The following is a 22,929-nucleotide window of genomic DNA, read 5'->3' as shown; positions in this document are numbered from 1 at the left end:
GCAATGGCACTGGATCTCACGTCGCTCAGGCTTGCAATCGCTCAGACCGACGAAGCGTTGGAGTTCTGCCGTTCCGACCTTGCGAAGGACACCCCGAGACTGGCGTTGCATCTGCGGGCAGCCGCGATCCAGGCTTTCGAGTTCACTTACGAGCTATCGTACAAGACATTGAAGCGCTACCTTGAGGAAACCGAACCCAACCCAGCCAGCGTCGAAGAAATGAGCTTCAACGACCTGATACGTCGCGGCTACGAGGCGGGCCTTCTGCAAGCCGAGCTATCTGAATGGAGGATGTTCCGCAAGCAGCGCGGCACAACCAGCCATACCTATGATGAGTTCAAAGCCCAGGATGTCTTCGATGGCATTCCGGATTTCCTCAAGGAAGCCAGATTTCTTCTGAATGAGATCGAGAGACGGCAGAACCAGACGCCATGACACCTTCGATCGACATCCGCCCGAAGGATCTCGAGACTGTCCGGGATATCCTGGCATCGGTGTTACCCGCCCAGACCGAAGTCCATGTCTTCGGCTCGCGCGCGACCGGGAGAACGAAACGCAGTTCCGACCTTGACCTCGCCATCGACGCCGGGCGCCCCCTGTCGGTCCGGGAAAGCACCGTCCTGGCGGACGGGTTCGAGGAGTCGGACCTGCCCTACCGGGTGGATTTCGTGGATATGCACAGGGTCGGCGAAAACTTCCGGACAATCATCGACCGGGACAAGGTGCCGTTGTCGATGAAGCCGTGATGCCTGACCTGACTCACGAGATCGCCGCCGGCTACGGCACCGGAACCATCGTCTGCGGCGTGGACGAAGTCGGGCGCGGGCCGCTCGCCGGGCCGGTCGTGGCGGCCGCCGCGATCCTGCCGCCGGAAGGCCTGCCCCCCGCCCTGGCCGCCCTGGTCAACGACAGCAAGCTGCTGAAGCCCGGCGTGCGGGAGGAATTGGCGCCGCTGATCCGCGCCTCCGCGACGGTGGCGATCGGCATCGCCGACGTGGCCGAGATCGACCGGCTCAACATCCTCCGCGCGAGCCTGCTCGCCATGAAGCGGGCGGTCGAGGCGCTTGGCGTCCGGCCCGGCGTGGCGCTGGTGGACGGCAACAAGGCGCCGGATCTGGCCTGCCCCGTGCGGACCATCGTCGGCGGCGACGCCGCGTCGCTGTCGATCGCCGCCGCGTCGGTCGTCGCCAAGGTCGAACGGGACCGGATCATGGCCGCCCTCGCCCGGACCCATCCCGGATACGGTTGGGAGCGAAACGCCGGCTATCCGACGGCGGAACACCGCAAGGCCCTGATTTCATTGGGAGTCACGCCCCACCACCGGCGCAGCTTCGGTCCGGTGAAGGTGGCATTGGCGACTCAGGGTACCAAGAAAGCGAGTCCCGACTCCGAGTTCAAGAAATAAGGATTGACGCGGATTCGCGCTCGACTCATGTTGCGCGAATGAGTCAAGCACTTTCCTCCCCCAAGGCCCTCCGCAGGCCCCCCGCCAAGGCGCCTTCCACCGTGATCCCCATGCACCAGAACCGCATCCTGGTCGGCGATTGCGTCACCGTCATGAACGGCCTGCCGGCCGGCTCGGTCGACATGGTGTTCGCCGACCCTCCCTATAACCTGCAACTGGGGGGCGACCTGCTCCGCCCGAACCATTCCCGCGTCGACGGGGTGGAGGAGGACTGGGACAAGTTCGCGGACCTCGCGACCTACGACCGGTTCACCCGCGACTGGCTGGCAGGCGCCCGGCACGCGCTGAAGGACGACGGCTGCCTGTGGGTGATCGGCAGCTACCACAACATCTTCCGCGTCGGCGCGGCGCTCCAGGACCTGGGCTTCTGGCTGCTCAACGACATCATCTGGCGCAAGACCAACCCGATGCCCAACTTCCGGGGCCGCCGCTTCACCAACGCGCACGAGACGCTGATCTGGGCCGCCAAGTCCAAGGAGGCGCGCTACCATTTCTCCTACGAGGCGATGAAGAGCCTCAACGACGATCTCCAGATGCGCAGCGACTGGCTTTTCCCGCTGTGCACCGGCCAGGAGCGGCTGAAGGACGCCGACGGCAACAAGGCCCACCCGACCCAGAAGCCGGAAGCCCTGCTCTACCGCTGCATCATGGCCTCGACCGAGCCGGGCGACGTGGTGCTGGACCCGTTTTTCGGCACCGGCACGACCGGGGCCGTGGCGAAGCGGCTGGGCCGGTCCTGGATCGGCATCGAGCGCGAGCATCAGTACGCCCAGGTCGCCAACGCCCGGATCGCCGCCGTGCAGGAGGCTCCGGACAAGGAACTGCTGTACGCCCCGACCAAGCGACAGGCGCCGCGCGTGCCGTTCGGCTGGCTGGTCGAGCGCGGACTGCTCAATCCCGGGGCGACGCTGTTCGACCAGCGGCGCATCCATACCGCCCATGTCCGGGCCGACGGCATGCTGATCGGCACCAACCATCTGGGCAACCATTGCGGGTCGATCCATCAGGTGGGCGCCGCGATGCAGGGACTTCCGGCGTGCAACGGCTGGACTTTCTGGCACTTCGAGACCGGCAACGGAGAGCAGCGGCCAATCGACATGCTCCGCCAGAAAGTTCTCGCAGAGCTGCATTGCTGATCCACCCTTTATTGTTTCATCGCCGACGCTTGGCTTAGAGGGGGCGGAATGGTAAATCAGCGCGCCATGAACAAGCTTTTCGCACAAGTCGTCGCCCCGGTGGCGCGCCCCTCCGCCGAGCGGGCGCTCACCCGTGTCTTCATCCGTGACCTCGTGCTGGACGCGATGATCGGCGCGTACGAGCACGAGCGGGGCAAGCCCCAGCGGATCCGCGTCAACCTCAACCTCCAGGTGGAGCTGCGACCCGGCCCGTCGCGCGACCACCTGCCCGACGTGGTGTCCTACGACACCATGGTCGCGACGGTGAAGGAGATCGTCGCCGCGGGGCACGTCAACCTGTGCGAGACGCTGGCCGAGCGCATCGCCGACCGCCTGCTGATCGACCGCCGGGTGCGCGTGGCGACCGTCCGCGTCGAGAAGCTGGACGTCTTCGCCGAGGCCGCCAGCATCGGCGTCGAGATCGAGCGTCGGCAGGCCTGATCGGTGACTTTAAACACTCCGGAGTGCGGGCTGCCGTAGGTCGGCCTTCGCCCGCAGGGCGAACGCCGACGCCCCGCATCGACGCTCCGGCCACGCTGTCGGCCTTCGGCCGAGGCCGACCTACGGCTTTGTCACGTTGATCGACCTGACGTCACCGGAACGTCTCGATCGGGAGGTTCAGGCGCTTCAGGCGGTCGTAGAGCGTCTTCCTGGGCAGCTTCAGGCTGTCGCTGACGGCGCCAATGTTGCCCTGGTGGCGGGCCATGGCTTCGGAGATGACGGCCCGCTCGAAGGCGTCCACCTGCTCCGCGAAGGACGGCGGCTCGGCCGAGGCGGCGTCGCCCACCAGGTCGAGTGGGCTGCCGTGGACGCCCAGCACGAACCGGTCGGCGACGTTCCGCAGTTCCCGCACGTTGCCGGGCCATGCGTAGGCCATCAGCTGCCGGCGCTGCGCGCTCGACAGCACGGGCGCCTCGCGCCGGCACCGGGCCGCGGCCTGGAGCACGAAATGCTCGAACAGCAGCGGCACGTCCTCGCGGCGCTCGCGCAGGGGCGGCAGGGTCACCGAGATCACGTTCAGCCGGTAATAGAGGTCGCTGCGGAACCGCTGCTGCCGGCTCAGCTCCGACAGGTCCTCCTTCGTCGCGGCGACGATGCGGATGTCGATCGGGATCTCCCGGTTCGATCCCAGCCGTTCCACCACACGTTCCTGCAAGGCCCGCAGCAGCTTGACCTGGAGCGCCAGCGGCATGGACTCGATCTCGTCCAGCAGCAGCGTGCCGCCATCGGCATGTTCCAGCCGGCCGATGCGCTGGCGGCTGGCGCCGGTGAAGGCGCCGGACTCGTGGCCGAAAATCTCGCTCTCGAACATGGTCTCCGGCATGGCGCCGCAATTGATCGCGACGAAGTTCGCCTCGCGGCGGCGGGAGAACTGGTGCAGACAGCGAGCGACCAGCTCCTTGCCGGTGCCGGTCTCGCCCAGGATCAGCACGTCGGCGGCGGTGTCGGCGACCTGGAGGATCACCCGCCGGACCTCCTGGATGGCCGGGGACTGGCCGAGCAGGATGGAGTCGATCCCCTCCCGGTCGGACAGCTTGCGGCGCAGCGTCTCCACTTCCAGCGTCAGGGCGCGGCGTTCCAGGGCGCGCTGGACCGAATTGACCAGACGGTCGGTCGGGAAAGGTTTCTCGATGAAGTCGTAGGCCCCGACCCGCATGGCGTCCACCGCCATGGCGATGTCGCCGTGGCCGGTGATCAGCACCACCGGCAGCTTGGGATCGACCCGCATGGCGTGGTCCAGCAGCGCCAAGCCGTTCATGCCGGGAAGGCGCACGTCGGTGACGATGACGCCGGGAAAATCGGGGTGGATCATGTCGCGGACCGGCTCGGCGGCACCGAAGCCCTTGGCCTCGATGCCGGCGAGCTGGAACGTCTGGATGCTGGCCGCGCGGACCGCGGTGTCGTCCTCGACCAGCAGCACGGTCAGGGTGTCCTGCAAGGCTCGCTCCTTCGGCGCCGGTCTGGCGCCGAAGGACTCTGCGTCAGCAGGACCGTATCGGCAAGGCGAAGATCAATAGGCCCGGGCGCCGGCGCCCTGCCCGGTTCCGATGTGCCCACTGCCGATGCCGGCGCTCTCCTCCTCCGTCACCAGGACGGATTCGGGGCTGTCGGCTTCCTCGTCGGTCTCGTTGTTCAGGTGGCGGTTCATGCGCTCCACATCCAATGCTCCCTCCCAGCGGGCGACCACCACGGTGGCGACGCCGTTGCCGATCAGGTTGGTCAGGGCACGGGCCTCGGACATGAAGCGGTCGACGCCCAGGATCAGCGCGATGCTGGCGACCGGGATGGTACCGACCGAGGCCAGCGTCGCCGCCAGCACGATGAAGCCGCTGCCCGTCACGCCGGCCGCCCCTTTCGATGTCAGCAGCAGCACGGCGATGATGCCGATCTCCTGGCTGAGCGACAGGTCGGTGCCGGTCGCCTGGGCCAGGAAGATCGCCGCCATGGTCAGGTAGATGCAGGTGCCGTCCAGGTTGAACGAATAGCCGGTCGGGATCACCAGCCCGACCACCGACTTCTCGCAGCCCAGCAGCTCCATCTTGGCGATCATGCGCGGCAGGACGGATTCGGAAGAGGAGGTGCCGAGGACGATCAGCAGCTCTTCCTTGATGTACTTGATGAACTTGACGATGCTGAAGCCGGCCAGCCGCGCCACCGTGCCCAGTACCAGGAAGATGAACAGCAGGCAGGTGGCGTAGAAGGCCAGCATCAGCTGGCCCAGCGACAGCAGCGAGCCGACGCCGTACTTGCCGATGGTGAAGGCCATGGCGCCGAACGCGCCGATCGGGGCCACCTTCATCACGATGCCGACGATCTTGAAGAAGACGTGGGCCGACTGGTCGATGATGCCCAGCAGCGGCTTGCCCTTCTCGCCGAGCGCGAACAGCGCGAAGCCGAACAGCAGCGCGAAGAACAGCACCTGGAGGATTTCGCCCTCGGCGAAGGCGCCGACCACCGTGCTCGGCACGATGTGCATGATGTACTCGATGGTGCCCTGCTCGGCCGCCTTCGAGGTGTAGGCCGCGATCGACTTTGTGTCGAGCGAGTTGACGTCGACGTTCATGCCGGCGCCGGGCTGCCACAGGTTGACGACGACCAGGCCGATGATCAGCGCCAGGGTGGTCATGACCTCGAAATAGATCAGCGCCTTCACGCCGACCCGGCCGACCTTCTTCATGTCCTCCATGCTGGCGATGCCGTGGACGACGGTGCAGAAGATGATCGGGGCGATCAGCATCTTGATCAGCTTGATGAACAGGTCGCCCAGCCATTTCAGGCTGGCGCCGAACTCGGGATAGAAATACCCGACCAGCACGCCGATCACGATGGCGCACAGCACCTGGAAATAGAGGTGGTGATAAATCTTCTTGTGGGGGACAGGCGCGGTCACAGCCGCGCTTCCGGTGGCCTGCATGGTGCTTCTCCCTTGACTGAACCGCTTTTGCCGTCCCTTCCCACCTGGGAAGCCGGGCATTCTTCGTGTCGAGCGGCAGTGCAACTGGAGGGCTGTTCAGCAGGTTCCGTGCCAGGCAGCGGACATTCCGGGACCTGAGCCTAAGTCGTTGATATTGAAAACATCATGCTGCGGCCGGCGGGAGGCGGCGCAACCGGCTTTCCGGATTTCGGCACGGCGGCGCCCCGGACTGGCTGGGAACCCGGAAAGCGCGGACACGATTTAGCCCGAATTGACGCTTGTTAATGAGAACGATTCTCATTATCAGTTGAAGGCACCCAGCCCCGCCGACTCCAGCCCGGAGACTTTCCATTTGCGACTGATTCCTAATTTCATTAGCATCGGATCGACGGGTCATGGTGCCCGTCTCAGCCGCACGTTCCTGATGTCCACCAGCATCGTCGCTCTCGGCGCCGTGGGCGCCCTCGCCCAGGAAGCCGCGCCGGACCCGGCGGCGGACCCGCCCGCCTCCGTGCTGCGGCTCGACCCGGTGACCGTGACGGCGACCCGCGGCGAGCGGCCGGTGGACGAGGTGCCCGGCACCGTCTCCGTCATCACCGGCGCGGAGATCGACCGGCGGCTGGTCTCCAACCCGCGCGACCTGCTGCGCTACGAGCCGGGCGTGTCGATCGGCAGCGACCCGTCCCGCTCGGGCCTGACCAACTACACGATCCGCGGCATCGGCGGGAACCGGGTGCTGGTCCAGGTGGACGGCGCGCGGCTGCCGGACTTCCCAGCGACCAGCCCGACCTTCAACCGGGACTATGTGGACCTGGACACGGTCAAGCGGGTGGAGATCGTGCGCGGCCCGGCCTCGTCGCTCTACGGCAGCGACGCGATCGGCGGCGTGGTCGCCTACATCACCAAGGACCCGGCGGATTACCTGGCGGAATTCGGCCGCGACGTCTTCGCCAGCGCCAAGACCGCCTATGACGGTGCCGACAACAGCCTCGCGACCACCGCGACCCTGGCCGGCCGCGCCGGCAGCCTGGAGGGCAGCCTGGTCGCCACGCGGCGCGACGGGCGGGAGGTCGAGACCAACGGCCGGGCGGAAGCGAATCCCCAGGACTATTTCTCCAACAACCTGCTGGGCAAGCTGGTCTGGAACGCCGGCGACCACGACACGCTGAAGCTGACCGGCGAGCTTCGGAAGGCCGTGACCTGGACGGACATCCGATCGGAACGCTCGGCGACGGTGCTCGACAGCCTGGGCCGCGACACCACCGACCGCTACCGCCTCAGCCTGGACCACGCGCACGACGCGCCGGTGGGATTCATCGACGAGATCGACTGGCAGCTCTCCTGGCAGCGGGTCGGCCGCAGCGAGGACAGCACCCAGCGCCGCCTGACCGCGGGGCAGCAGCGGCTGCGCATCACCGACCAGGAGTTCGAGCAGGACATCTGGGGCCTGGACGTCCAGCTGGTCAGCCGGGCCGAGATCGCGGGGACGGCGAACACCTTCACCTACGGCATCGACATCGACTATTCCGACACCTCCCGCCCGCGCGAGCGGACCGAGACCAACCTGGTGACCGGCGCCGTCACCCGCTTCATCGGCGGCGAGCTGTTCCCCAACAAGACCTTCCCCGACAGCACGACCCTGCTGGCCGGCGCCTATGTCCAGGACGAGATCGGGATCGGCCGGCTCTCCGTGATCCCCGGCGTCCGGGTGGACCATTACCGGCTCGACCCCGATCCGGACCAGGCCTACCGCAACCTCAATCCCGGCGCGCTCCAGATCGGCACGGTGACCGAGACGGCGGTGTCGCCGAAGCTGGGCGCCACATACCGCCTGGACGACCGCTTCACCCTGTTCGGCCAGTATGCCCGGGGCTTCCGCAGCCCGCCCTACGACGACGCCAATATCGGCTTCACCAACGCGGCCTTCGGCTACGCGGTCCTGCCCAACCCCGACCTGGAGCCGGAGACCAGCGACGGCTTCGAGGCCGGCCTGCGCGGCGACCTGGGGACCGCCGCCTTCAGCGTCAGCGGCTTCTACAACCGCTACCGCGACTTCATCGAGCAGGTCGTGGTCGGGACCAGCGGCGGGCTCCAGCTCTTCCAGGCCCAAAACCTGGAGCGGGTGAAGATCTGGGGCGCCGAGGCGCGCGGCGACTGGGCGGTGGGCGCCGGCTTCACCCTGCTGGGCAGCCTGGGCTACGCCCGGGGCGAGGACGAGGAGACCGGCCGCCCTGTGGACAGCGTCGATCCCCTGAAGCTGGTCGGCGGCATCCGCTACGACCATCCGGCGGATTCCTGGGGCGCCGAACTGGCGACGACCTACACGGCGCGCAAGTCGCGGGTCAGCGACGAGGGGTTCTTCCAGCCGCCCTCCTCCACGGTGGTGGACCTGATGGCCTATTGGGACGTGACGCCGAACTTCACGGTCAACGCCGGCCTCTTCAACCTGACCGACCAGCGCTACTGGAATCCCCAGGACGTCACCGGCCAGAGCCGGACCTCCACGAGCATCGAACGCTATGCCCAACCCGGCCGCACCATCGCGGTCAATGCCATCGTGAAGTGGTGAGCCATGAGTCCCGACATCCGATCCGACCTGAAGGCCCTGCCCGGCCTGCCGCTTCCCGCCAACGACCTGCTCTGGGACTGCTGGCAGGTGCTGCGCAAGGACCGCCCCGGCATCCGCGCCCGCGACGCGGCACTCGAACTGGAAGTGCCGGAAGCGGCCTTGGTCGCCAGCGGCTGCGGCCGGATCAGCCTGCGCCTGCGCCCCGGCGACTGGGGCACCTTCCTGGAAGGGGTCGGCACGCTTGGCCCGGTCATGGCGCTGACCCGCAACGAGCATGCTGTCATCGAGAAGACGGGGACCTACCGCAACATCGACTGCGGGCCGGCCATGGGTCTGGTGCTCGACCCGGACATCGACCTGCGCCTGTTCTTCAACCACTGGCGCCACCTGTTCATGGTCCGGGAGGACAGCCACGGCAACGCGCGCCTCAGCCTGCAGGTCTTCGACGGCACCGGCACCGCGGTCCACAAGATCTACCTGACCGAGAACAGCGACCGCGAGTCCTTCGACCGGCTGGTGGCCGCACGGAGGACCGACGACCAGACCACCGCCTTCGACGCCGAGCCGCCCGCGGGTCCCGCCGCCCCGACCGAGGACGAACGGATCGACCTTGCGGGCTTCCATGCCGGCTGGGACGCGTTGGAGGATACCCACGAGTTCTTCGGCCTGCTGCGCCGCTTCGGGCTGGGCCGAGTCCAGGCGCTGCGGCTGGCGGGACCGGGCCGCGCGCGCCCAGTCGCGGCGTCGGCGTTCTCGACGGTGCTGGGGTCCGCGGCCGGCAGCGGCCTGCCAATCATGGTGTTCGTCGGCAACCGGGGCTGCATCGAAATCCATACCGGACCGGTCCACCGGGTCAAGGCCATGGGCCCCTGGCTGAACGTGCTGGACCCCGGCTTCAACCTGCATCTCCGGGAGGACCGCATCGCCACCGCCTGGGTGGTGCGGAAGCCTACGGCCGACGGCATCGTCACCTCGCTGGAGCTTTTCGACGGCGCCGGGGAGACCATCGCCTTCCTGTTCGGCCGCCGCAAGCCCTCCGAACCCGAACTGGAAGGCTGGCGCGCGCTGGTCGCCGGCCTCGCCACGCTGGAGCCGGCGCCATGACGACATGGCTGCCGGTGGCATTCTCCCTGGTGCTGGCGTCGATCGCCGCCGCCGCCGAACCGCCCGCGCGGATCGTCTCGGTCGGCGGCGCCATCACCGAGATCGTCAACGAGCTGGGCCTGGGCGATTCCCTGGTCGCCGTCGACAGCACCAGCCAGCACCCGCCGGCCATGCGGGCGCTGCCCCAGGTCGGGTACATGCGGGCGCTGTCCGCCGAAGGCGTCGCGGCGCTCCACCCCGACCTGGTGCTGCTGAGCGACAATGCCGGCCCGCCCCCGGTGATCGACCAGATCCGAAGCCTGGGCATTGCCTCCCGGATGGTCCCCGACCGGCCGACCGTGGAGGGCGTCGCGGAGAAGGTCCGCGCGGTCGGATCGTTCCTGGACCGGCAGGAGGAGGCTGAAGCCATGGCCCGTGACATCACCGAGGGAGTGGAGGCGGTCAGCGCCGTCGTCGCCGAGATTCCCGATCGCCCGCGCGTCCTTTTCCTGATGGGCCTGGGCCGGGGCGCCCCGACGGCGGCCGGACAGGACACCGCCGCCGACGCCATGATCCGGCTGGCGGGAGGGGTCAACGCCATGGAGGGATACGAGGGCTACAAACCCGCCTCGGGCGAAGCGATCCTGGCGGCGGCTCCCGACGTGCTGCTGCTGCCGTCCGACGCGGTGGAGGCCGCCGGCGGGCGCGAGGCGATCCTGGCGATGCCCCAGTTCGCCGGGACCCCGGCGGCACGGCACGGCCGCCTGGTCGCGATGGACACCCTCTACCTGCTGGGTTTCGGCCCCCGCCTTCCCCGCGCCGCCGCCGATCTCGCCCGGGCGCTGCACCCCGACCGGGCCGACGCGTTCCCGAAGCCGCCGGCGGACCGGTCGTGACCAGCCTGCCGGTGCGTGACGATCGGGCCGGCCTCGCGCAACCGGGCGTGCTGGCGCTGCTGGCGGCGCTGGCCTGCGCCGCCGCGGTGGCGAGCCTCGCCATCGGCGCCTCCGCCCTGTCGCCCGGAACCGTGCTCGCGGCGCTCTTCGGGGGCGACGTCGCCCCCCGGGACGCCGCGATCGTGCTTCAGCTCCGGCTGCCGCGCACGCTGCTGGGGTTCGGCGTCGGCGCGGCCCTGGCGGTCAGCGGCGCCATGATGCAGGGGCTGTTCCGCAACCCCCTCGCCGATCCGGCGCTGATCGGGATCTCCGGCGGTGCCGCCCTGGCCGCGGTCGCGGTGATCGTGCTGGGCGTCCCGGCCGCGGTCGCGGGGCTGGCCGGCCCCTTCGCCCTGCCGGCCGCAGCCTTCGCCGGCAGCCTCCTCACTATCCTGGCGGTCCAGCGGGTCGCGCGCGGCGACGGCAGGACCGACATCGCCACGCTGCTTCTGGCCGGCATCGCTGTCAACGCCATCGCCTCGGCGGGGACCGGCTACCTGGTCTTCGGCAGCGACGACCGGCAGATGCGCGACATCACCTTCTGGACCATGGGCTCGCTGGGCGGGGCCGCCTGGCCGGTGGTCCTCGCCCTGGCACCGTTCGCCCTGGGCGCCGTTCTGGCCGCCGGGCGCTGGGCCGGCGTGCTGGACGCCCTGCTGCTGGGCGAGCGGGAAGCGGCGCTGATGGGCTTCCGGGTCGAGCCGGCCAAGACCGGGATCGTGATCGTCTGCGCCGCGGCGGTCGGCGCCAGCGTCGCGGTCGCCGGGGTGATCGGCTTCGTCGGGCTGGTCGTGCCGCATCTTGTCCGCCTAGTCGCCGGGGCCGGGCACCGGCTGCTGCTGACGGCCTCGGCCCTGCTCGGCGGCACCCTGGTCCTGTTCGCCGACATCGTCGCGCGCACCGTCATGGCGCCGGCCGAGCTGCCGATCGGCCTGGTGACCGCCCTGATCGGCGGGCCGTTCTTCCTCTGGCTGCTGATCCGCCGACGGCGGGAGACCCTGTCATGATCCGGGCGACCGACGCGACGCTCAGGCGCCGCGGCCGGGTGCTGGTGGACCGGGTCTCCCTGGATCTCCGCCCCGGGACGCTGACGGCGGTGCTCGGGCCGAACGGCGCCGGCAAGTCGTCGCTGGTCCGGCTGCTGTCGGGCGAGGCCGCGCCCGACGCCGGCACCGTCACGCTCGACGGCCGCCCGCTGGGGGAGTGGGAGCCGGAAGAGCTGGCGCGCCGGCGCGCCGTGCTGTCCCAGTCGGTCACCCTGTCCTTCCCCCTCGGCGTGGGCGAGGTGGCGATGCTGGGCCGGGCGCCGCACCGGACCCGCGCGACCCGGACCGAAAGCCTGAAGGCGGTCGAGAGGGCCTTGCTCGCGGCCGACGCGCTGCACCTCGCCAAGCGCTCCTACCCGTCCCTGTCCGGCGGCGAGCAACAGCGGGTCCAGTTCGCCCGCGTGCTGGCCCAGCTGGACGACGGCGCCGACCCTTCTCCCCGCTACCTGATCCTGGACGAGCCGACTTCCAGCCTGGACATCCGCCACCAGGCCCAGCTTCTCGGGCTGGCCCATGGCTTGGCCCGCCGGGGCTGGGCGGTCATGGCGGTGCTGCACGACCCCAACCTCGCCGCCGTCCATGCCGACACCGTCGTCCTGATGCGCGACGGCCGCGTCCTGACGGCCGGCGCCCCCTGGACCGTGATGACTCCGGAATGCCTGACCGCCGCCTTCGACCATCCCGTGCTGGTGTCTCGGCGGGCCGACCAGGATCGGCCGCTGATCGTTCCCGCCGTCTAAATCTTTATTGCGCAGTATTGTCGACCGACCGGCCATCTCTTCGAAGCATGGCTGCCATTTCTTGGAACACTGCGCGTTCCAGAGCGTTGCTGGGCGACTGAAGGCGGGCATCTTCCGGCAAGGCGAAAGTGACATGAAGCTGTTTGAATGCGAGAGCTGCGGCCAGCCGCTCTATTTCGAAAATACGGTGTGCGAGAGCTGCGGCCATCGGCTGGGCTATGTTCCGGAAGTCAACAAGGTGACGGCGCTGGAGCCGGAAGGCGAGGCCTGGCGCGCGCTGGGCGCCCCCGGCACCTTGTACAAGTTCTGCCTGAACGCCGAGGTGGATGCCTGCAACTGGCTCCTCCCCGCCGATTCCGCCGAGCCGCACTGCGCCGCCTGCCGTCATAACCGGACCATCCCGGACATTTCCGACGCGGAGAACATGGCGCGCTGGCGCAAGCTGGAGATGGCCAAGCACCACCTGTTCTACACGATGCTGAAGCTGAAGCTGCCGATGAAGAACCGGACCGACGACCCGGAGGGCGGCCTCGCGTTCGATTTCCTGTCCGACCAGGTGGACGCCGACGGCAACGTGACCACGGTGCTGACCGGCCACGACAACGGCCTGATCACCATCAACGTCGCCGAGGCCGACGACGCCGAGCGCGAGAAGCGCCGCACCCAGATGCAGGAGCCCTACCGGACTCTGCTCGGCCATTTCCGCCACGAAGTCGGCCATTACTTCTGGGACAAGCTGGTCCGCGACGCGGGCGAGGAAAGCCTCGCCAAGTTCCGCGAGATGTTCGGCGACGAGCGGGCGGACTACGGGCAGGCGCTCCAGACCCACTACAACACCGGCGCCCCGGCCGACTGGCAGGAGAACTTCGTCAGCACCTACGCGACGGCCCACCCGTGGGAAGACTTCGCCGAGACCTGGGCGCACTACCTGCACATCGTCGACACGCTGGAGACGGCGCGCTCCTTCGGCATGAAGATCCGCCCCAGGATCCGCCTGGGCCACGAGCTTCAGGCCGAAGTGGACTTCGATCCGCACAAGGCGAAGGACATCGACGACCTGATCGACAACTGGCTGCCCCTGACCTACGCCGTCAACGCCCTCAACCGCAGCATGGGTCAGCCCGACCTCTACCCGTTCATCCTGTCCCCGGCGGTGATCGCGAAGCTGGGCTATATGCACGACCTGACGCACTGAACGACAGACTATCGGCCGGAACCGGGTTATCGGGGTCAGACCACCATTTCCCCTGAAAGCTGCCATTCAGGAAAGCTGGTGGGAAATGGTGGTCTGACCCCGATAACCCCCGTCGGCGATGTCAACGGTCGTTATCCCTCCTCTTCCCGCCCCGGCAGGGCATCGCCGTTGCCAACCGCTGCCAGCACCGGCCGGGAGTCCAGCAGGCCCGAAGCCTTCAGGTCCTCCAGGTTCGGCAAATCGCGCAGGCTCTCCAGGCCGAAATGGTCGAGGAAGCCGTCGGTCGTGATCCAGGTCAGCGGCCGGCCCGGCGTCTCGCGCCGCTTGCCGGGACGGATCCAGCCCGCCTCCATCAGGATGTCCAGCGTGCCCTTGCTGGTCGCGACGCCGCGGATGCTCTCGATCTCGGCGCGGGTCACCGGCTGGTGGTAGGCAATGATCGCCAGCGTCTCGACGGTCGCCCGCGACAGCTTCCGCTGCACCTCGGCATCCACCCGCAGCTTCTCGGCCAGATCCGGAGCCGTCCGGAAAGACCAGCGTCCGCCGATGCACACCAAGTTGATGCCCCGCTCGGCGTAATGCGCCGCCAGTTCGCCCAGCAGCGCGTCCACGTCGGTGCCCTGCCCCAGCCGGACCGCCAGGCTGCGGGCGTCCAAGGGTTCGGCCGAGGCGAACAGCAGGGCCTCCAGCAATCGGAGCTGCGGACTCATGAAGGCGACCGCACGCGGCGCAGATAAATGGGCGAGAACACGCCTTCCTGCCGAAGCTCCAACTTGCCGGCCTTGGTCAGCTCCAGGCTGGCGACGAAATGGGCGGCCAGGGCCGACCGGCTCAGCAGCGTGTCGCCGCCCGCCCCCGGCACGAAATTGGCGAGGTCCGTCCAGTCCGGCAGCCGGCCCAGCATCTCCGACAGGTGCTTCAGCGCGTCCTCCAGCGAATAGAGCTCGGTCGGCTGGATGCGCCAGGTGCCGAACTCCTCGCGCCGCTTGTGCTCGGTATAGGCCCTCAGCAAGTCGTAGAGCGACAGGTCGAAGATCGACCGGGTGACGATCCGGATGCCCTCCGGCGCGCCGCGCGCGAACACGTCGCGCCCCAGCCGGGGCCGGTCGAGCAGCTTGGCGCCCGCTTCCTGCATCGCCTCCAGCCGCTGGAGTTGGAAGGCCAGCGCCTGGGCAAGGTCCTCGCCGCTCGGCTCCTCCTCGTCCTGCTCGGGCAGCAGCAGCCGGGACTTGAGGTAGGCCAGCCACGCCGCCATGACCAGATAATCGGCCGCCAGCTCCAGCCGGATGCGCCGCGCCTCGGCGACGAACTCCAGGTACTGGTCGGCGAGCTGAAGGATGGAGATCCGGGTCAGGTCCACCTTCTGGTCGCGGGCCAGGGTCAGCAGCACGTCGATCGGCCCCTCGTACCCGTCGAGGTCGAGGACGAGCTGCCCTTCCGCTTCCAGGATCGCTTGGTCGGCCATGGGGCGTCAGCCGTGCCCGGTCACCAGGCCGAGCAGCCGGATGACATACTCGACCGGCGGCCCCAGCAGCCAGGGCAGCACGCTGAGGTTATAGCCGAGCTGGGTCCCGATCAGCGGCAGGATGAACAGCACGCCGATCAGGATGAACAGCCCATAGGGCTCGATCCGGGCGATCGGCATCGCGAGCTGGCGCGGCAGCAGCCCGACCGCGACCCGGCCGCCGTCCAGCGGCGGCAGCGGGATCATGTTGAAGACCGCCAGGATCACGTTGATCTGGACCGCGATCACCAGGCTCTGCTGGACCCACAGCAGGGCCTCGTCCGGCAGCAGCCCGACCCAGCGCAGCGCCCAGGCGGAGAAGAAGGCCAGGACGATGTTGATCGCCGGCCCCGCCAGCGCCACCAGCACCATGCCGTAGCGCGGGTTGCGCAGCCGCCTGAAATTGACCGGAACCGGCTTGGCCCAGCCGAACAGGAACGAGGTGGTGAAATACATGATCGCGGGCAGCACCACCGTGCCGAAAGGATCGACATGGCGCAGCGGGTTGAAGGTCACCCGCCCCAGCACCTTCGCCGTGTCGTCGCCCAGCTTCCACGCGACATAGCCGTGGGCCGCCTCGTGGAAGGTGATCGCCACGATGACCGGGATCACCCAGACCGACGCGTCGAACAGGAACTGCCCGATATCCGGCATCAGGCCACCAGGTCCGCGCCGGGATCCAGGGCATCGCCCTCCAGCAGCCCGTCCAGCCGCTCGCGCATGGCATCCACGTCGCCCCGCCCCGGCGGCTTCAGGAAGGTCAGCGCCCGCTCCCACCGGACGGCGGCGGCGTCGGTCAGCGGCGGCACCACGCCCAGCAGGTCGCGCATCTCCTCCAGCCTGCCGTTGCAGTGCAGGACCACGTCGCAGCCGGCCTCCAGGACCGCCACGGCGCGCTCCGCGACGGTGCCGGCCAGGGCCTCCATCGACAGGTCGTCGCAGAACAGCAGCCCGTCGAAGCCGATCTGCTCCCGGATCACCGACTGGATGACGATGCGCGACGTGCTCGCGGGGTCGACCGGGTCCAACTCCCGGTAGACCACGTGGGCGACCATGCCCAGCGGCATGTCCGACACCACCTCGAACGGCAGGAAGTCGCTGCGCGCCAGCTCCGCCCGGCCCGCCTCGACCAGCGGCTGCTCCAGGTGGCTGTCGCACAGCGCCCGGCCATGGCCCGGCAGGTGCTTGATCACCGGCAGCACGCCGCCGTCCAGCAGCCCGGTGCAGGAGATCCGGGCCAGGCTCGCGACCAGTTCCGGATCGTCCGAGAAGGCCCGGTCACCGATCACGTCGTGCGAGCCGTCCACCGGCACGTCGCACACCGGCGCGCAATCGACCGTGATGCCGACCTCGTGAAGCATCGCGGCCAGCAGCCGCGCGTTGAGCCACGCGGCCTCGGCCCCCGCCTCCGGGTCGCCGACCGCCAGGTCGCCGATCCGCCGGGCCGCCGGATGGGCAGCCCATTCCGGCGGGCGCATGCGCGCGACCCGGCCGCCCTCCTGGTCGATCAGCACCGGCGCGTCGGCCCGGCCGACCGAGGCGCGCAACTCCGCGACCAGGGCGCGGACCTGATCGCGGGACTGGCAGTTGCGGCGGAACAGGATGAAGCCGAACGGATCGGCGAGGCGGAAGAACTCCCGTTCCTCCTCGCTCAGGCTCAGGCCGGCACAGCCATAGACGACGGCGGCGGGACGCTTCCCGGAGAGAACGGACTTACTGGCGGACAATTATGCACCCGACGCTCTGGGCCTTCAGCGACGAACAGATCGACGAGGCGCGGGCCTCGTCCACCGGCCCGGCCTGCACCCGGTAATAGATCCCCTTGGCGCCCAGGTCGGCCCGGACATAGTTGACGCCCAGCCCTCCCAGGATCTCGGGATGGCGGCGCTGGAGCCGCTGGAACTCGGCCCGCGCGCCTTCCTCGGATTTCACCGAGGCGATCTGGAGACGGAAGCCGCCCCCGCCCGAAGATGCCGCGGGCGCCGGCGCTGCCGGCGGCGGCAGGGCCGCCGTCTGCGGGGGTGCCGGCGGCGGAGCAAGCGGCACCGGACGCGCCGCGGGAGCCGGCGCCGGCGGCGGTGCCGGAGCGGCGGCCACGGGCGGCGGAGGCGCCGGGATCGCGGCGGGCGGGACTTCCTCCGCCGGCCCCTCGTCCTCGACCAGACCCGGCTGCTCCGACGCCGCCATGTCCTGGGACAGCGGCACCGGCGCGCCAGTCGCGGCCGGCGGAAGCTGCGGGACCGGCTCCGGCGCCGCCTGCGGGGGTTCGGGGCGCGGCAGCGGCGATTCCGGCGGGGGCAGCAGCCGTTCGACCGCCGCGGTCTCCGTATTGCCGGTCTCGGCCTTCAGCCGGTCGTAGATCAGCTTGTCCTGGTGCGGCACGGCCATGCCGCCGGGCTGGTCCGGGCGCATCTTGACCGGGGACCCGTCGGCCTTGATCAGCGGCATGCCGCCGTCGGTGGCGCCGTCCTGGCCGCCGGTATAGGTCAGCCAGACGATGGCGAAGAACAGCACCAGCCCCACGCCGGCCAGGATCGGCGCCAGCAGCCGGCGCCGGCCCCGCGCGGGCTGGGCGTCCGGGTTGGGCCGGTAGGAGCCGCGCTGGTAGACCCGCGGCTCCACCCGCAGGTCGCGGGGCATGTACCGGGCATCCTCGGCGTCGGGACCGTCGCCCGCGGCATATTCGTCCCGGCCATCGCCCTCCGGGCCATGGTCGTCCCGGCCGTAGGGGTCTCGGCGATCGTACTGGCTCATCCGCGCAGTTCCTCGACAGGCTCCACTCCCATCACACCCAGACCGGATGCGATCACGATCGACACCGCCTTGATCAGCGCCAGCCGGGCGGTGGTCAGCTCAGGGTCTTCATCGAGCAGGAAACGCATGGTCGTGTCGTCCTTGCCCTTGTTCCACAATCCGTGGAAGGCCGCCGCGAGGTCGTAGAGATAGAACGCGACGCGGTGCGCCTCGTGGGCTTGCGCCGCCGACTCCACGATGCGCGGCCAGTTCGCCATCAGCTTGACCAGCGCCAGCTCCTCGGGCGCCTCCAGCCGGGACAGGTTGGCCGTCGCCGCCAAGTCGTCGGAACTCAGGCTGCGCGCCGGATCGGCTTCCTTGGCGTGACGCAGCACGGAGCAGCAGCGGGCATGGGCATACTGGACATAGAAGACCGGGTTGTCCTTGGACTGCTCGGTCACCTTGGCGAAGTCGAACTCCAGCGTCTGGTCGTTGCGCCGGGTCAGCATGATGAAGCGGACCACGTCGCGGCCGACCTGGTCGATCACGTCGCGCAGGGTCACGAAGGTGCCCGCGCGCTTCGACATCTTGACCGGCTCGCCGTTCTGGAGCAGGTGGACCAGCTGGCAGATCTTGGCATCCAGGGAGCCCTGCCCGCCGGTCACCGCCGTGGTCGCCGCCTGCATCCGCTTGACGTAGCCGCCATGGTCGGCGCCCAGCACATCGATCAGGATCGGGCTGCCCCGGCGGAACTTGTCCAGATGGTAGGCGATGTCGTTGGCGAAATAGGTCCAGCTCCCGTCCGACTTCTTCAGCGGACGGTCCACGTCGTCGCCGAACTGGGTGGCGCGGAACAGCGTCTGTGGGCGCGGCTCCCAGTCCTCGGGCTTCTTGCCCTTGGGCGGCTCCAGCACGCCGGTATAGATCAGCCCCTGGTCGACCAGCGACTGGTAGGCGTCCTCCACCGCGCCGCTGGCGATCAGGTTCCGCTCGGACGAGAAGACCTGGCGGCGCACGCCGAGCGCGTCCAGGTCGTCCTTGATCCCGGCCAGGATCCGCTCGATCGCGAAGTCGCGCACGGCGGGCAGCCATTCCGATTCGGGAGCGTCGAGCCATTTCGGCCCGTCCCGTTCGGCCAGCTCGGCGCCGACGTCCTTCAGGTACTCGCCGGGATACATGCCGGCCGGGATCTCGACCGTCTCGCCCAGCGCCTCCCGGTAGCGCAGGTAGGTCGAGCGGCCCAGCACCTCGACCTGCGCTCCGGCGTCGTTGATGTAGTATTCGCGGGTGACGGTGTAGCCCGCCTTCTCCAGCAGGGACGCCAGCGCGTCGCCGACCACCGCGCCGCGCGCGTGGGCCGCGTGCAGCGGGCCGGTCGGGTTGGCCGAGACATACTCGACATTGACCGCCGATCCGGCGCCCACGCTGCTGTTGCCGTAGGTGACGCCCGCCACCAGGATGTCGCCGACCCGCTGGCGCCAGGTGTCGTCGGACAGGCGCAGGTTCACGAAGCCGGGTCCCGCGATCTCGACCGAGACGACGTCGGCCAAGCCCTTCAGCCGCTCCACCAGCATGTCCGCGATCTCGCGCGGCTTCAATCCTGCCTGCTTGGCCAGGACCAGGGCGGCGTTGGTGGACAGGTCGCCGTGGGAGGCGTCGCGCGGCGGCTCCACCGTCACCTTGGACAGGTCGAGCCCGCCCGGAAGCTGCCCGCGTGCCGCGAGGTCATCCAGGATGACGCGAAGGTCTTTGGCGAACTCGTTGAACAGATTCATCAGGTCTTGGATTCCATGTCGAACATCCGCTCGTACTCCGCCAGGGCGAAGCGATCGGTCATGCCTGCAATATAATCGGCCACCAGCCGGGCGCGCGATCTTTCGTCGTTGCCGCCCAACGCGGCCAGGTCGGCCTGCCACTCCGTCGGAAGGCATTCCGGCTCGGCCATGAACAGCGAGAACAGCTCGGAGACCACGCGCCGCGTCTTGCTGGTGACGCGGTTCACTTTGTAATGCCGGTACATGCGCTGTTTCAGGAATCCGCGCAAGACCCGATCATGCTCGCGCATCCCGTCGCTGAAGGCGACCATGGCGCGGGGCGCCGAGCGCACCTCGGCGGCGGAGCACGGCCTGACCTCGGCGATCCGCCGCCGGGTCTCGGCGATCAGGTCGGTCACCATGTGGTCGATCATGCGCCGGATCGTCTCGTGGACCAGCCGCGTCCGGTCCAGGCCCGGATAGCGATCATGCAGGCCCCGGATGATGCCGCCCAGAAGCGGCAGCTCCGCGATCTCCTCCAGCGTGAACAGGCCGGCCCGCACCCCGTCGTCGATGTCGTGGTTGTTGTAGGCGATGTCGTCCGCCAGCGCCGCGACCTGCGCCTCCATGCCGGGATTGGTGCCCAGTTCCAGGTCCAGCTCCTGCTGGAACTCGCGGATCGTCGTCGGCAGGGTATGGCCGGGAAGCTCGGGCAGCAGCGGGCCGTTGTGCTTGACCACGCCCTCCAGCGTCTCCCAGGTCAGGTTCAGCCCGTCGAACTCGGCGTAGCGGCGCTCCAGCCGGGTCAGGATACGCAGCGTCTGGTCGTTGTGGCTGAAGCCGCCATAGGGCTTCATGGCCTCGTTCAGCGCCTCCTCCCCGGCATGGCCGAAGCAGGTGTGGCCAAGGTCGTGGGCGAGCGCCACCGCCTCCGCCAGATCCTCGTTCAGGCCCAGGGTGCGGCTGACCGAGCGGGCGATCTGGGCGACCTCCAGGCTGTGGGTCAGGCGGGTGCGGTAATAGTCGCCCTCGTGGTAGACGAAGACCTGCGTCTTGTATTTCAGCTTGCGGAACGCGCCGGAATGGATGATGCGGTCGCGGTCGCGCTGGAATACCGACCGCGTCGGGCTCTCCGGCTCGGGCTTCAGCCGGCCGCGGGTAAGCTCCGGTCGGCACGCATAGGCGGCCGGTCCCGGTTCGGCGTTCCGGAGAAGGGATTGATCGGCGATCATGCCCGGACACTACCGATAGTGCGGTTCATATTTCAATCACCATCGCGACCTATTGACCTGCCGTGTCGCCGGCCCTTTGAAGAGACGACTTGGTCTGCTTACATAGGGTCAAACGTAACTCCCCGACATGGGCATTTTTCAGGCCCGCTTTCGACCGACCTCCCGCGGAGAACGCGCGGAACCCAAGGAGAAGACCATGACCGACACGGCGCTCGACACACCGCAGACCGACTCAGCCGCCGCCGTCGCTCCGGGTGGACGGTCCCTGTCCATCTCCGACAGCGCAGCCAGGCGGGTCGCCGTGCTCCGCCAAATGGAAGGCGACGACGCCCTGATGCTCCGCGTCACGGTATCCGGCGGCGGCTGCTCGGGCTTCCAGTACGGCTTCGGCTTCGACAAGACCGTCAACGAGGACGACCACGTGTTCGAGCACCTGGGAACCTCGGTCGTGACCGACGACGTCTCCCTCGACCTGCTGAACGGCTCGATCATCGACTTCGTCGAGGACCTGATGGGCGCCAGCTTCCAGATCAAGAACCCCAACGCCACCGCCTCGTGCGGCTGCGGCTCGTCCTTCGCGGTGTGATGCGGTCCGGCGGCCGACCCGAAGGCCTGGATCTGCTCAGGGCTTCGCTCCCCGAACCGACCTTGCCAGGCTTCCGGGAAGAAGCGCGGCGGCAGGCCGCCTTGCTCAGGGGAGCGCCAGAGCAAGCTGATGCCCTCGACTTCATCGAAGCGAATGCCGACCTGGGCGACTGGACATGATGAAGCGCGGGCAGGCGTCCGAAGTCCTCGGATAGGTTCCGGCACGCTGGTGCCGTCCGGTTCGCCGTAGGTCGGCCTTGGCCGACGAGCGAAGCAGGACCTTCGGGAACAGTCAGTGCATTGTTTTTAAACATTTTCTACGGTAAAGTTGGAAAATCACCAGCACCGTAGAAATTCGGGCGCCATGCCGTAACAGGGGCAAAAGGCCGGGCGGGGAGCGAGTTACAGCTGTGCCCGATCAGGTCGATCCGGCCGGGGCAGCCGGGCCGATGCGTTGGGCCTCGGCCCAACCTACGATCGACGGCCCGCATCACCTCCGCCCTGCATCGAACCGTAGGTTGGGCCGTGGCCCGACGCATCGCGACGAATGGAACGGCAGGCTGCATTCGCTGCTCAAGGCCGCTTCATCGCCCGGCCTTTTGCCCCTATTACCAAGGCAAGGATCACCAAGGAAAACTCGCCCATGAAAATCGCCACCTGGAACGTCAACTCCGTGAAAGCCCGCTTGCCCAACGTGCTGGCGTGGCTGGAGCGCGCGGCCCCCGACGTCGTCCTGTTCCAGGAGATCAAGTGCGAGACCGCCTCCTTCCCCAAGCAGGATTTCGAGGCGCTGGGCTATCGCTGCGCCGTCGTCGGGCAGAAGAGCTACAACGGCGTGGCATTGCTGTCGAAGCAGCCGGCCGAGGACGTGCTGGACCACCTGCCCGGCGATTCCGAGGACACCCAGGGCCGCTATGTCGAAGCCACCGTGGCCGGCGTCCGCATCGCCTCGCTCTACCTGCCCAACGGCAATCCCGTCGGGACCGAGAAGTACCCGTACAAGCTCCGTTGGATGGAACGCCTGCGCCGTCACGCGGCGGAACTGCTCAAGACCGAGCAGCCCTTCGTGCTGGGGGGAGACTACAACGTCATCCCCGCCCCCGAGGACGTCTACGACCCGCAGGCGTGGGAAACCGACGCCCTGTTCCGCCCCGAGACCCGCGCCCAGTTCCGCGCCCTGCTCAACCTGGGTCTGACCGAGGCCTTCCGCGCGGTGCATCCCGACGAACCCCGCGCCTATACCTTCTGGGACTATCAGGCCGGCCGCTGGCCGCGCGACCAGGGCATCCGCATCGACCATTTCCTGCTGTCGCCCCAGGCGGCCGACCGCCTCGCCGATTGCCGGATCGACCGCGGCCCGCGCGGCGAGGAGAAAGCGTCGGACCACACCCCGGTCGTCCTGGAACTGGCGGACTGAAGCCGGAAAGATGCCTCAACCGTAGGTCGGCTAGAGCGAAGCGGCAGCCGACAAACAGGCGCGTCGATGTCGGGTGCCGCT

Annotated in this window: 23 protein-coding genes; 14 read left to right on the top strand and 9 right to left on the bottom strand. The window is 68.7% G+C overall.

The features are described 5' to 3' along the window. Positions 1-3: 3 nt before the first annotated feature. The 5 genes from JL100_RS08650 (at position 4) to folB (ending at position 3,081) form a co-directional block, all read left to right on the top strand. Positions 4-435: an HI0074 family nucleotidyltransferase substrate-binding subunit gene (locus JL100_RS08650; RefSeq protein ID WP_202682453.1), complete on the top strand. Its 432-nt coding sequence runs from the start codon at positions 4-6 to the stop codon at positions 433-435. Continuing rightward, positions 432-746 (top strand): nucleotidyltransferase family protein, encoded by a 315-nt coding sequence (locus JL100_RS08645; protein ID WP_202682454.1) that lies wholly within the window; start codon positions 432-434, stop codon positions 744-746. Before JL100_RS08650 ends, JL100_RS08645 begins: the two co-directional genes overlap by 4 nt. Next, positions 746-1,405, top strand: coding sequence for a ribonuclease HII (locus tag JL100_RS08640; RefSeq protein ID WP_202682455.1), 660 nt, complete (start codon positions 746-748; stop codon positions 1,403-1,405). The genes JL100_RS08645 and JL100_RS08640 overlap by 1 nt, the downstream gene beginning before the upstream one ends. A 110-nt stretch (positions 1,406-1,515) precedes the next feature. After that, positions 1,516-2,601, top strand: coding sequence for a site-specific DNA-methyltransferase (locus JL100_RS08635; protein ID WP_202682586.1), 1,086 nt, complete (start codon positions 1,516-1,518; stop codon positions 2,599-2,601). A gap of 66 nt (positions 2,602-2,667) precedes the next feature. Beyond that, positions 2,668-3,081: a dihydroneopterin aldolase gene (gene folB / locus JL100_RS08630; protein ID WP_202682456.1), complete on the top strand. Its 414-nt coding sequence runs from the start codon at positions 2,668-2,670 to the stop codon at positions 3,079-3,081. Positions 3,082-3,232: 151 nt separating this feature from the next. On the opposite strand, the gene JL100_RS08625 is transcribed toward folB, so the two are convergent. Together JL100_RS08625 and JL100_RS08620 are read right to left on the bottom strand one after the other, a co-directional pair. Further along, the gene (locus JL100_RS08625) at positions 3,233-4,579 is read right to left on the bottom strand and encodes a sigma-54-dependent transcriptional regulator (RefSeq protein WP_228421146.1); all 1,347 of its coding nucleotides are present in this window, start codon (positions 4,577-4,579) and stop codon (positions 3,233-3,235) included. Positions 4,580-4,651: 72 nt separating this feature from the next. Then, entirely contained in the window at positions 4,652-6,055 is a 1,404-nt protein-coding gene (locus JL100_RS08620; protein ID WP_202682457.1) for a dicarboxylate/amino acid:cation symporter, read from the bottom strand. Between the two features lie 424 nt (positions 6,056-6,479). Between JL100_RS08620 and JL100_RS08615 the strand changes: the two genes are divergently transcribed. The 6 genes from JL100_RS08615 (at position 6,480) to JL100_RS08590 (ending at position 13,623) form a co-directional block, all read left to right on the top strand. Next, positions 6,480-8,624, top strand: a complete 2,145-nt coding sequence (locus tag JL100_RS08615; RefSeq protein ID WP_202682458.1) for a TonB-dependent hemoglobin/transferrin/lactoferrin family receptor — start codon at positions 6,480-6,482, stop codon at positions 8,622-8,624. A 3-nt stretch (positions 8,625-8,627) separates the two neighbouring features. Beyond that, positions 8,628-9,728, top strand: coding sequence for a hemin-degrading factor (locus tag JL100_RS08610; protein ID WP_202682459.1), 1,101 nt, complete (start codon positions 8,628-8,630; stop codon positions 9,726-9,728). Next, positions 9,725-10,603, top strand: coding sequence for a heme/hemin ABC transporter substrate-binding protein (locus JL100_RS08605; protein WP_202682460.1), 879 nt, complete (start codon positions 9,725-9,727; stop codon positions 10,601-10,603). The genes JL100_RS08610 and JL100_RS08605 overlap by 4 nt, the downstream gene beginning before the upstream one ends. Next, entirely contained in the window at positions 10,600-11,649 is a 1,050-nt protein-coding gene (locus JL100_RS08600; protein ID WP_202682461.1) for a FecCD family ABC transporter permease, read from the top strand. Before JL100_RS08605 ends, JL100_RS08600 begins: the two co-directional genes overlap by 4 nt. Next, positions 11,646-12,428: a heme ABC transporter ATP-binding protein gene (locus tag JL100_RS08595; protein WP_202682462.1), complete on the top strand. Its 783-nt coding sequence runs from the start codon at positions 11,646-11,648 to the stop codon at positions 12,426-12,428. Before JL100_RS08600 ends, JL100_RS08595 begins: the two co-directional genes overlap by 4 nt. A 133-nt stretch (positions 12,429-12,561) precedes the next feature. Next, positions 12,562-13,623, top strand: coding sequence for a zinc-binding metallopeptidase family protein (locus JL100_RS08590; RefSeq protein ID WP_202682463.1), 1,062 nt, complete (start codon positions 12,562-12,564; stop codon positions 13,621-13,623). Between the two features lie 131 nt (positions 13,624-13,754). Here JL100_RS08590 and scpB read toward each other — a convergent pair whose 3' ends face one another. Genes scpB through JL100_RS08555 form a run of 7 tightly spaced genes read right to left on the bottom strand, consistent with a single transcriptional unit; the run spans position 13,755 to position 20,846 of the window. Further along, the gene (gene scpB / locus JL100_RS08585) at positions 13,755-14,333 is read right to left on the bottom strand and encodes an SMC-Scp complex subunit ScpB (protein WP_202682464.1); all 579 of its coding nucleotides are present in this window, start codon (positions 14,331-14,333) and stop codon (positions 13,755-13,757) included. Then, positions 14,330-15,088 carry a segregation and condensation protein A gene (locus JL100_RS08580; protein ID WP_202682465.1) on the bottom strand — a complete coding sequence of 253 codons (759 nt, stop codon included), beginning with the start codon at positions 15,086-15,088 and terminating at the stop codon, positions 14,330-14,332. The genes scpB and JL100_RS08580 overlap by 4 nt, the downstream gene beginning before the upstream one ends. 6 nt (positions 15,089-15,094) lie before the next feature. Continuing rightward, positions 15,095-15,781 (bottom strand): site-2 protease family protein, encoded by a 687-nt coding sequence (locus tag JL100_RS08575; RefSeq protein WP_202682466.1) that lies wholly within the window; start codon positions 15,779-15,781, stop codon positions 15,095-15,097. Beyond that, entirely contained in the window at positions 15,781-16,854 is a 1,074-nt protein-coding gene (gene nagZ / locus JL100_RS08570) for a beta-N-acetylhexosaminidase (RefSeq protein ID WP_202682467.1), read from the bottom strand. The genes JL100_RS08575 and nagZ overlap by 1 nt, the downstream gene beginning before the upstream one ends. Beyond that, positions 16,841-17,881, bottom strand: a complete 1,041-nt coding sequence (locus JL100_RS36500; protein ID WP_267133606.1) for an SPOR domain-containing protein — start codon at positions 17,879-17,881, stop codon at positions 16,841-16,843. Before JL100_RS36500 ends, nagZ begins: the two co-directional genes overlap by 14 nt. Further along, the gene (argS, locus tag JL100_RS08560) at positions 17,878-19,635 is read right to left on the bottom strand and encodes an arginine--tRNA ligase (protein ID WP_202682468.1); all 1,758 of its coding nucleotides are present in this window, start codon (positions 19,633-19,635) and stop codon (positions 17,878-17,880) included. The genes JL100_RS36500 and argS overlap by 4 nt, the downstream gene beginning before the upstream one ends. Then, on the bottom strand, positions 19,635-20,846 hold the full coding sequence (locus JL100_RS08555; RefSeq protein WP_202682469.1) for a deoxyguanosinetriphosphate triphosphohydrolase: 1,212 nt from the start codon (positions 20,844-20,846) through the stop codon (positions 19,635-19,637). The genes argS and JL100_RS08555 overlap by 1 nt, the downstream gene beginning before the upstream one ends. A 196-nt stretch (positions 20,847-21,042) precedes the next feature. On the opposite strand from JL100_RS08555, the gene erpA reads away from it, so the two are divergent. The 3 genes from erpA (at position 21,043) to JL100_RS08545 (ending at position 22,848) form a co-directional block, all read left to right on the top strand. Beyond that, a complete protein-coding gene (erpA, locus tag JL100_RS08550; protein ID WP_202682470.1) occupies positions 21,043-21,432 on the top strand; it encodes an iron-sulfur cluster insertion protein ErpA in 390 nt (129 codons plus the stop codon). Then, a complete protein-coding gene (locus tag JL100_RS36790; RefSeq protein ID WP_407696968.1) occupies positions 21,432-21,611 on the top strand; it encodes an antitoxin MazE-like protein in 180 nt (59 codons plus the stop codon). The genes erpA and JL100_RS36790 overlap by 1 nt, the downstream gene beginning before the upstream one ends. 463 nt (positions 21,612-22,074) lie before the next feature. Then, a complete protein-coding gene (locus tag JL100_RS08545) occupies positions 22,075-22,848 on the top strand; it encodes an exodeoxyribonuclease III (protein WP_202682472.1) in 774 nt (257 codons plus the stop codon). Positions 22,849-22,929: the final 81 nt, after the last annotated feature.

Source organism: Skermanella mucosa, assembly GCF_016765655.2.
In the GTDB taxonomy this organism is placed as follows: Bacteria; Pseudomonadota; Alphaproteobacteria; order Azospirillales; family Azospirillaceae; genus Skermanella; species Skermanella mucosa.
The sequence above is the reverse complement of the archived record's forward strand: the minus strand, read 5'-3'. Positions and strand labels throughout refer to the sequence as shown.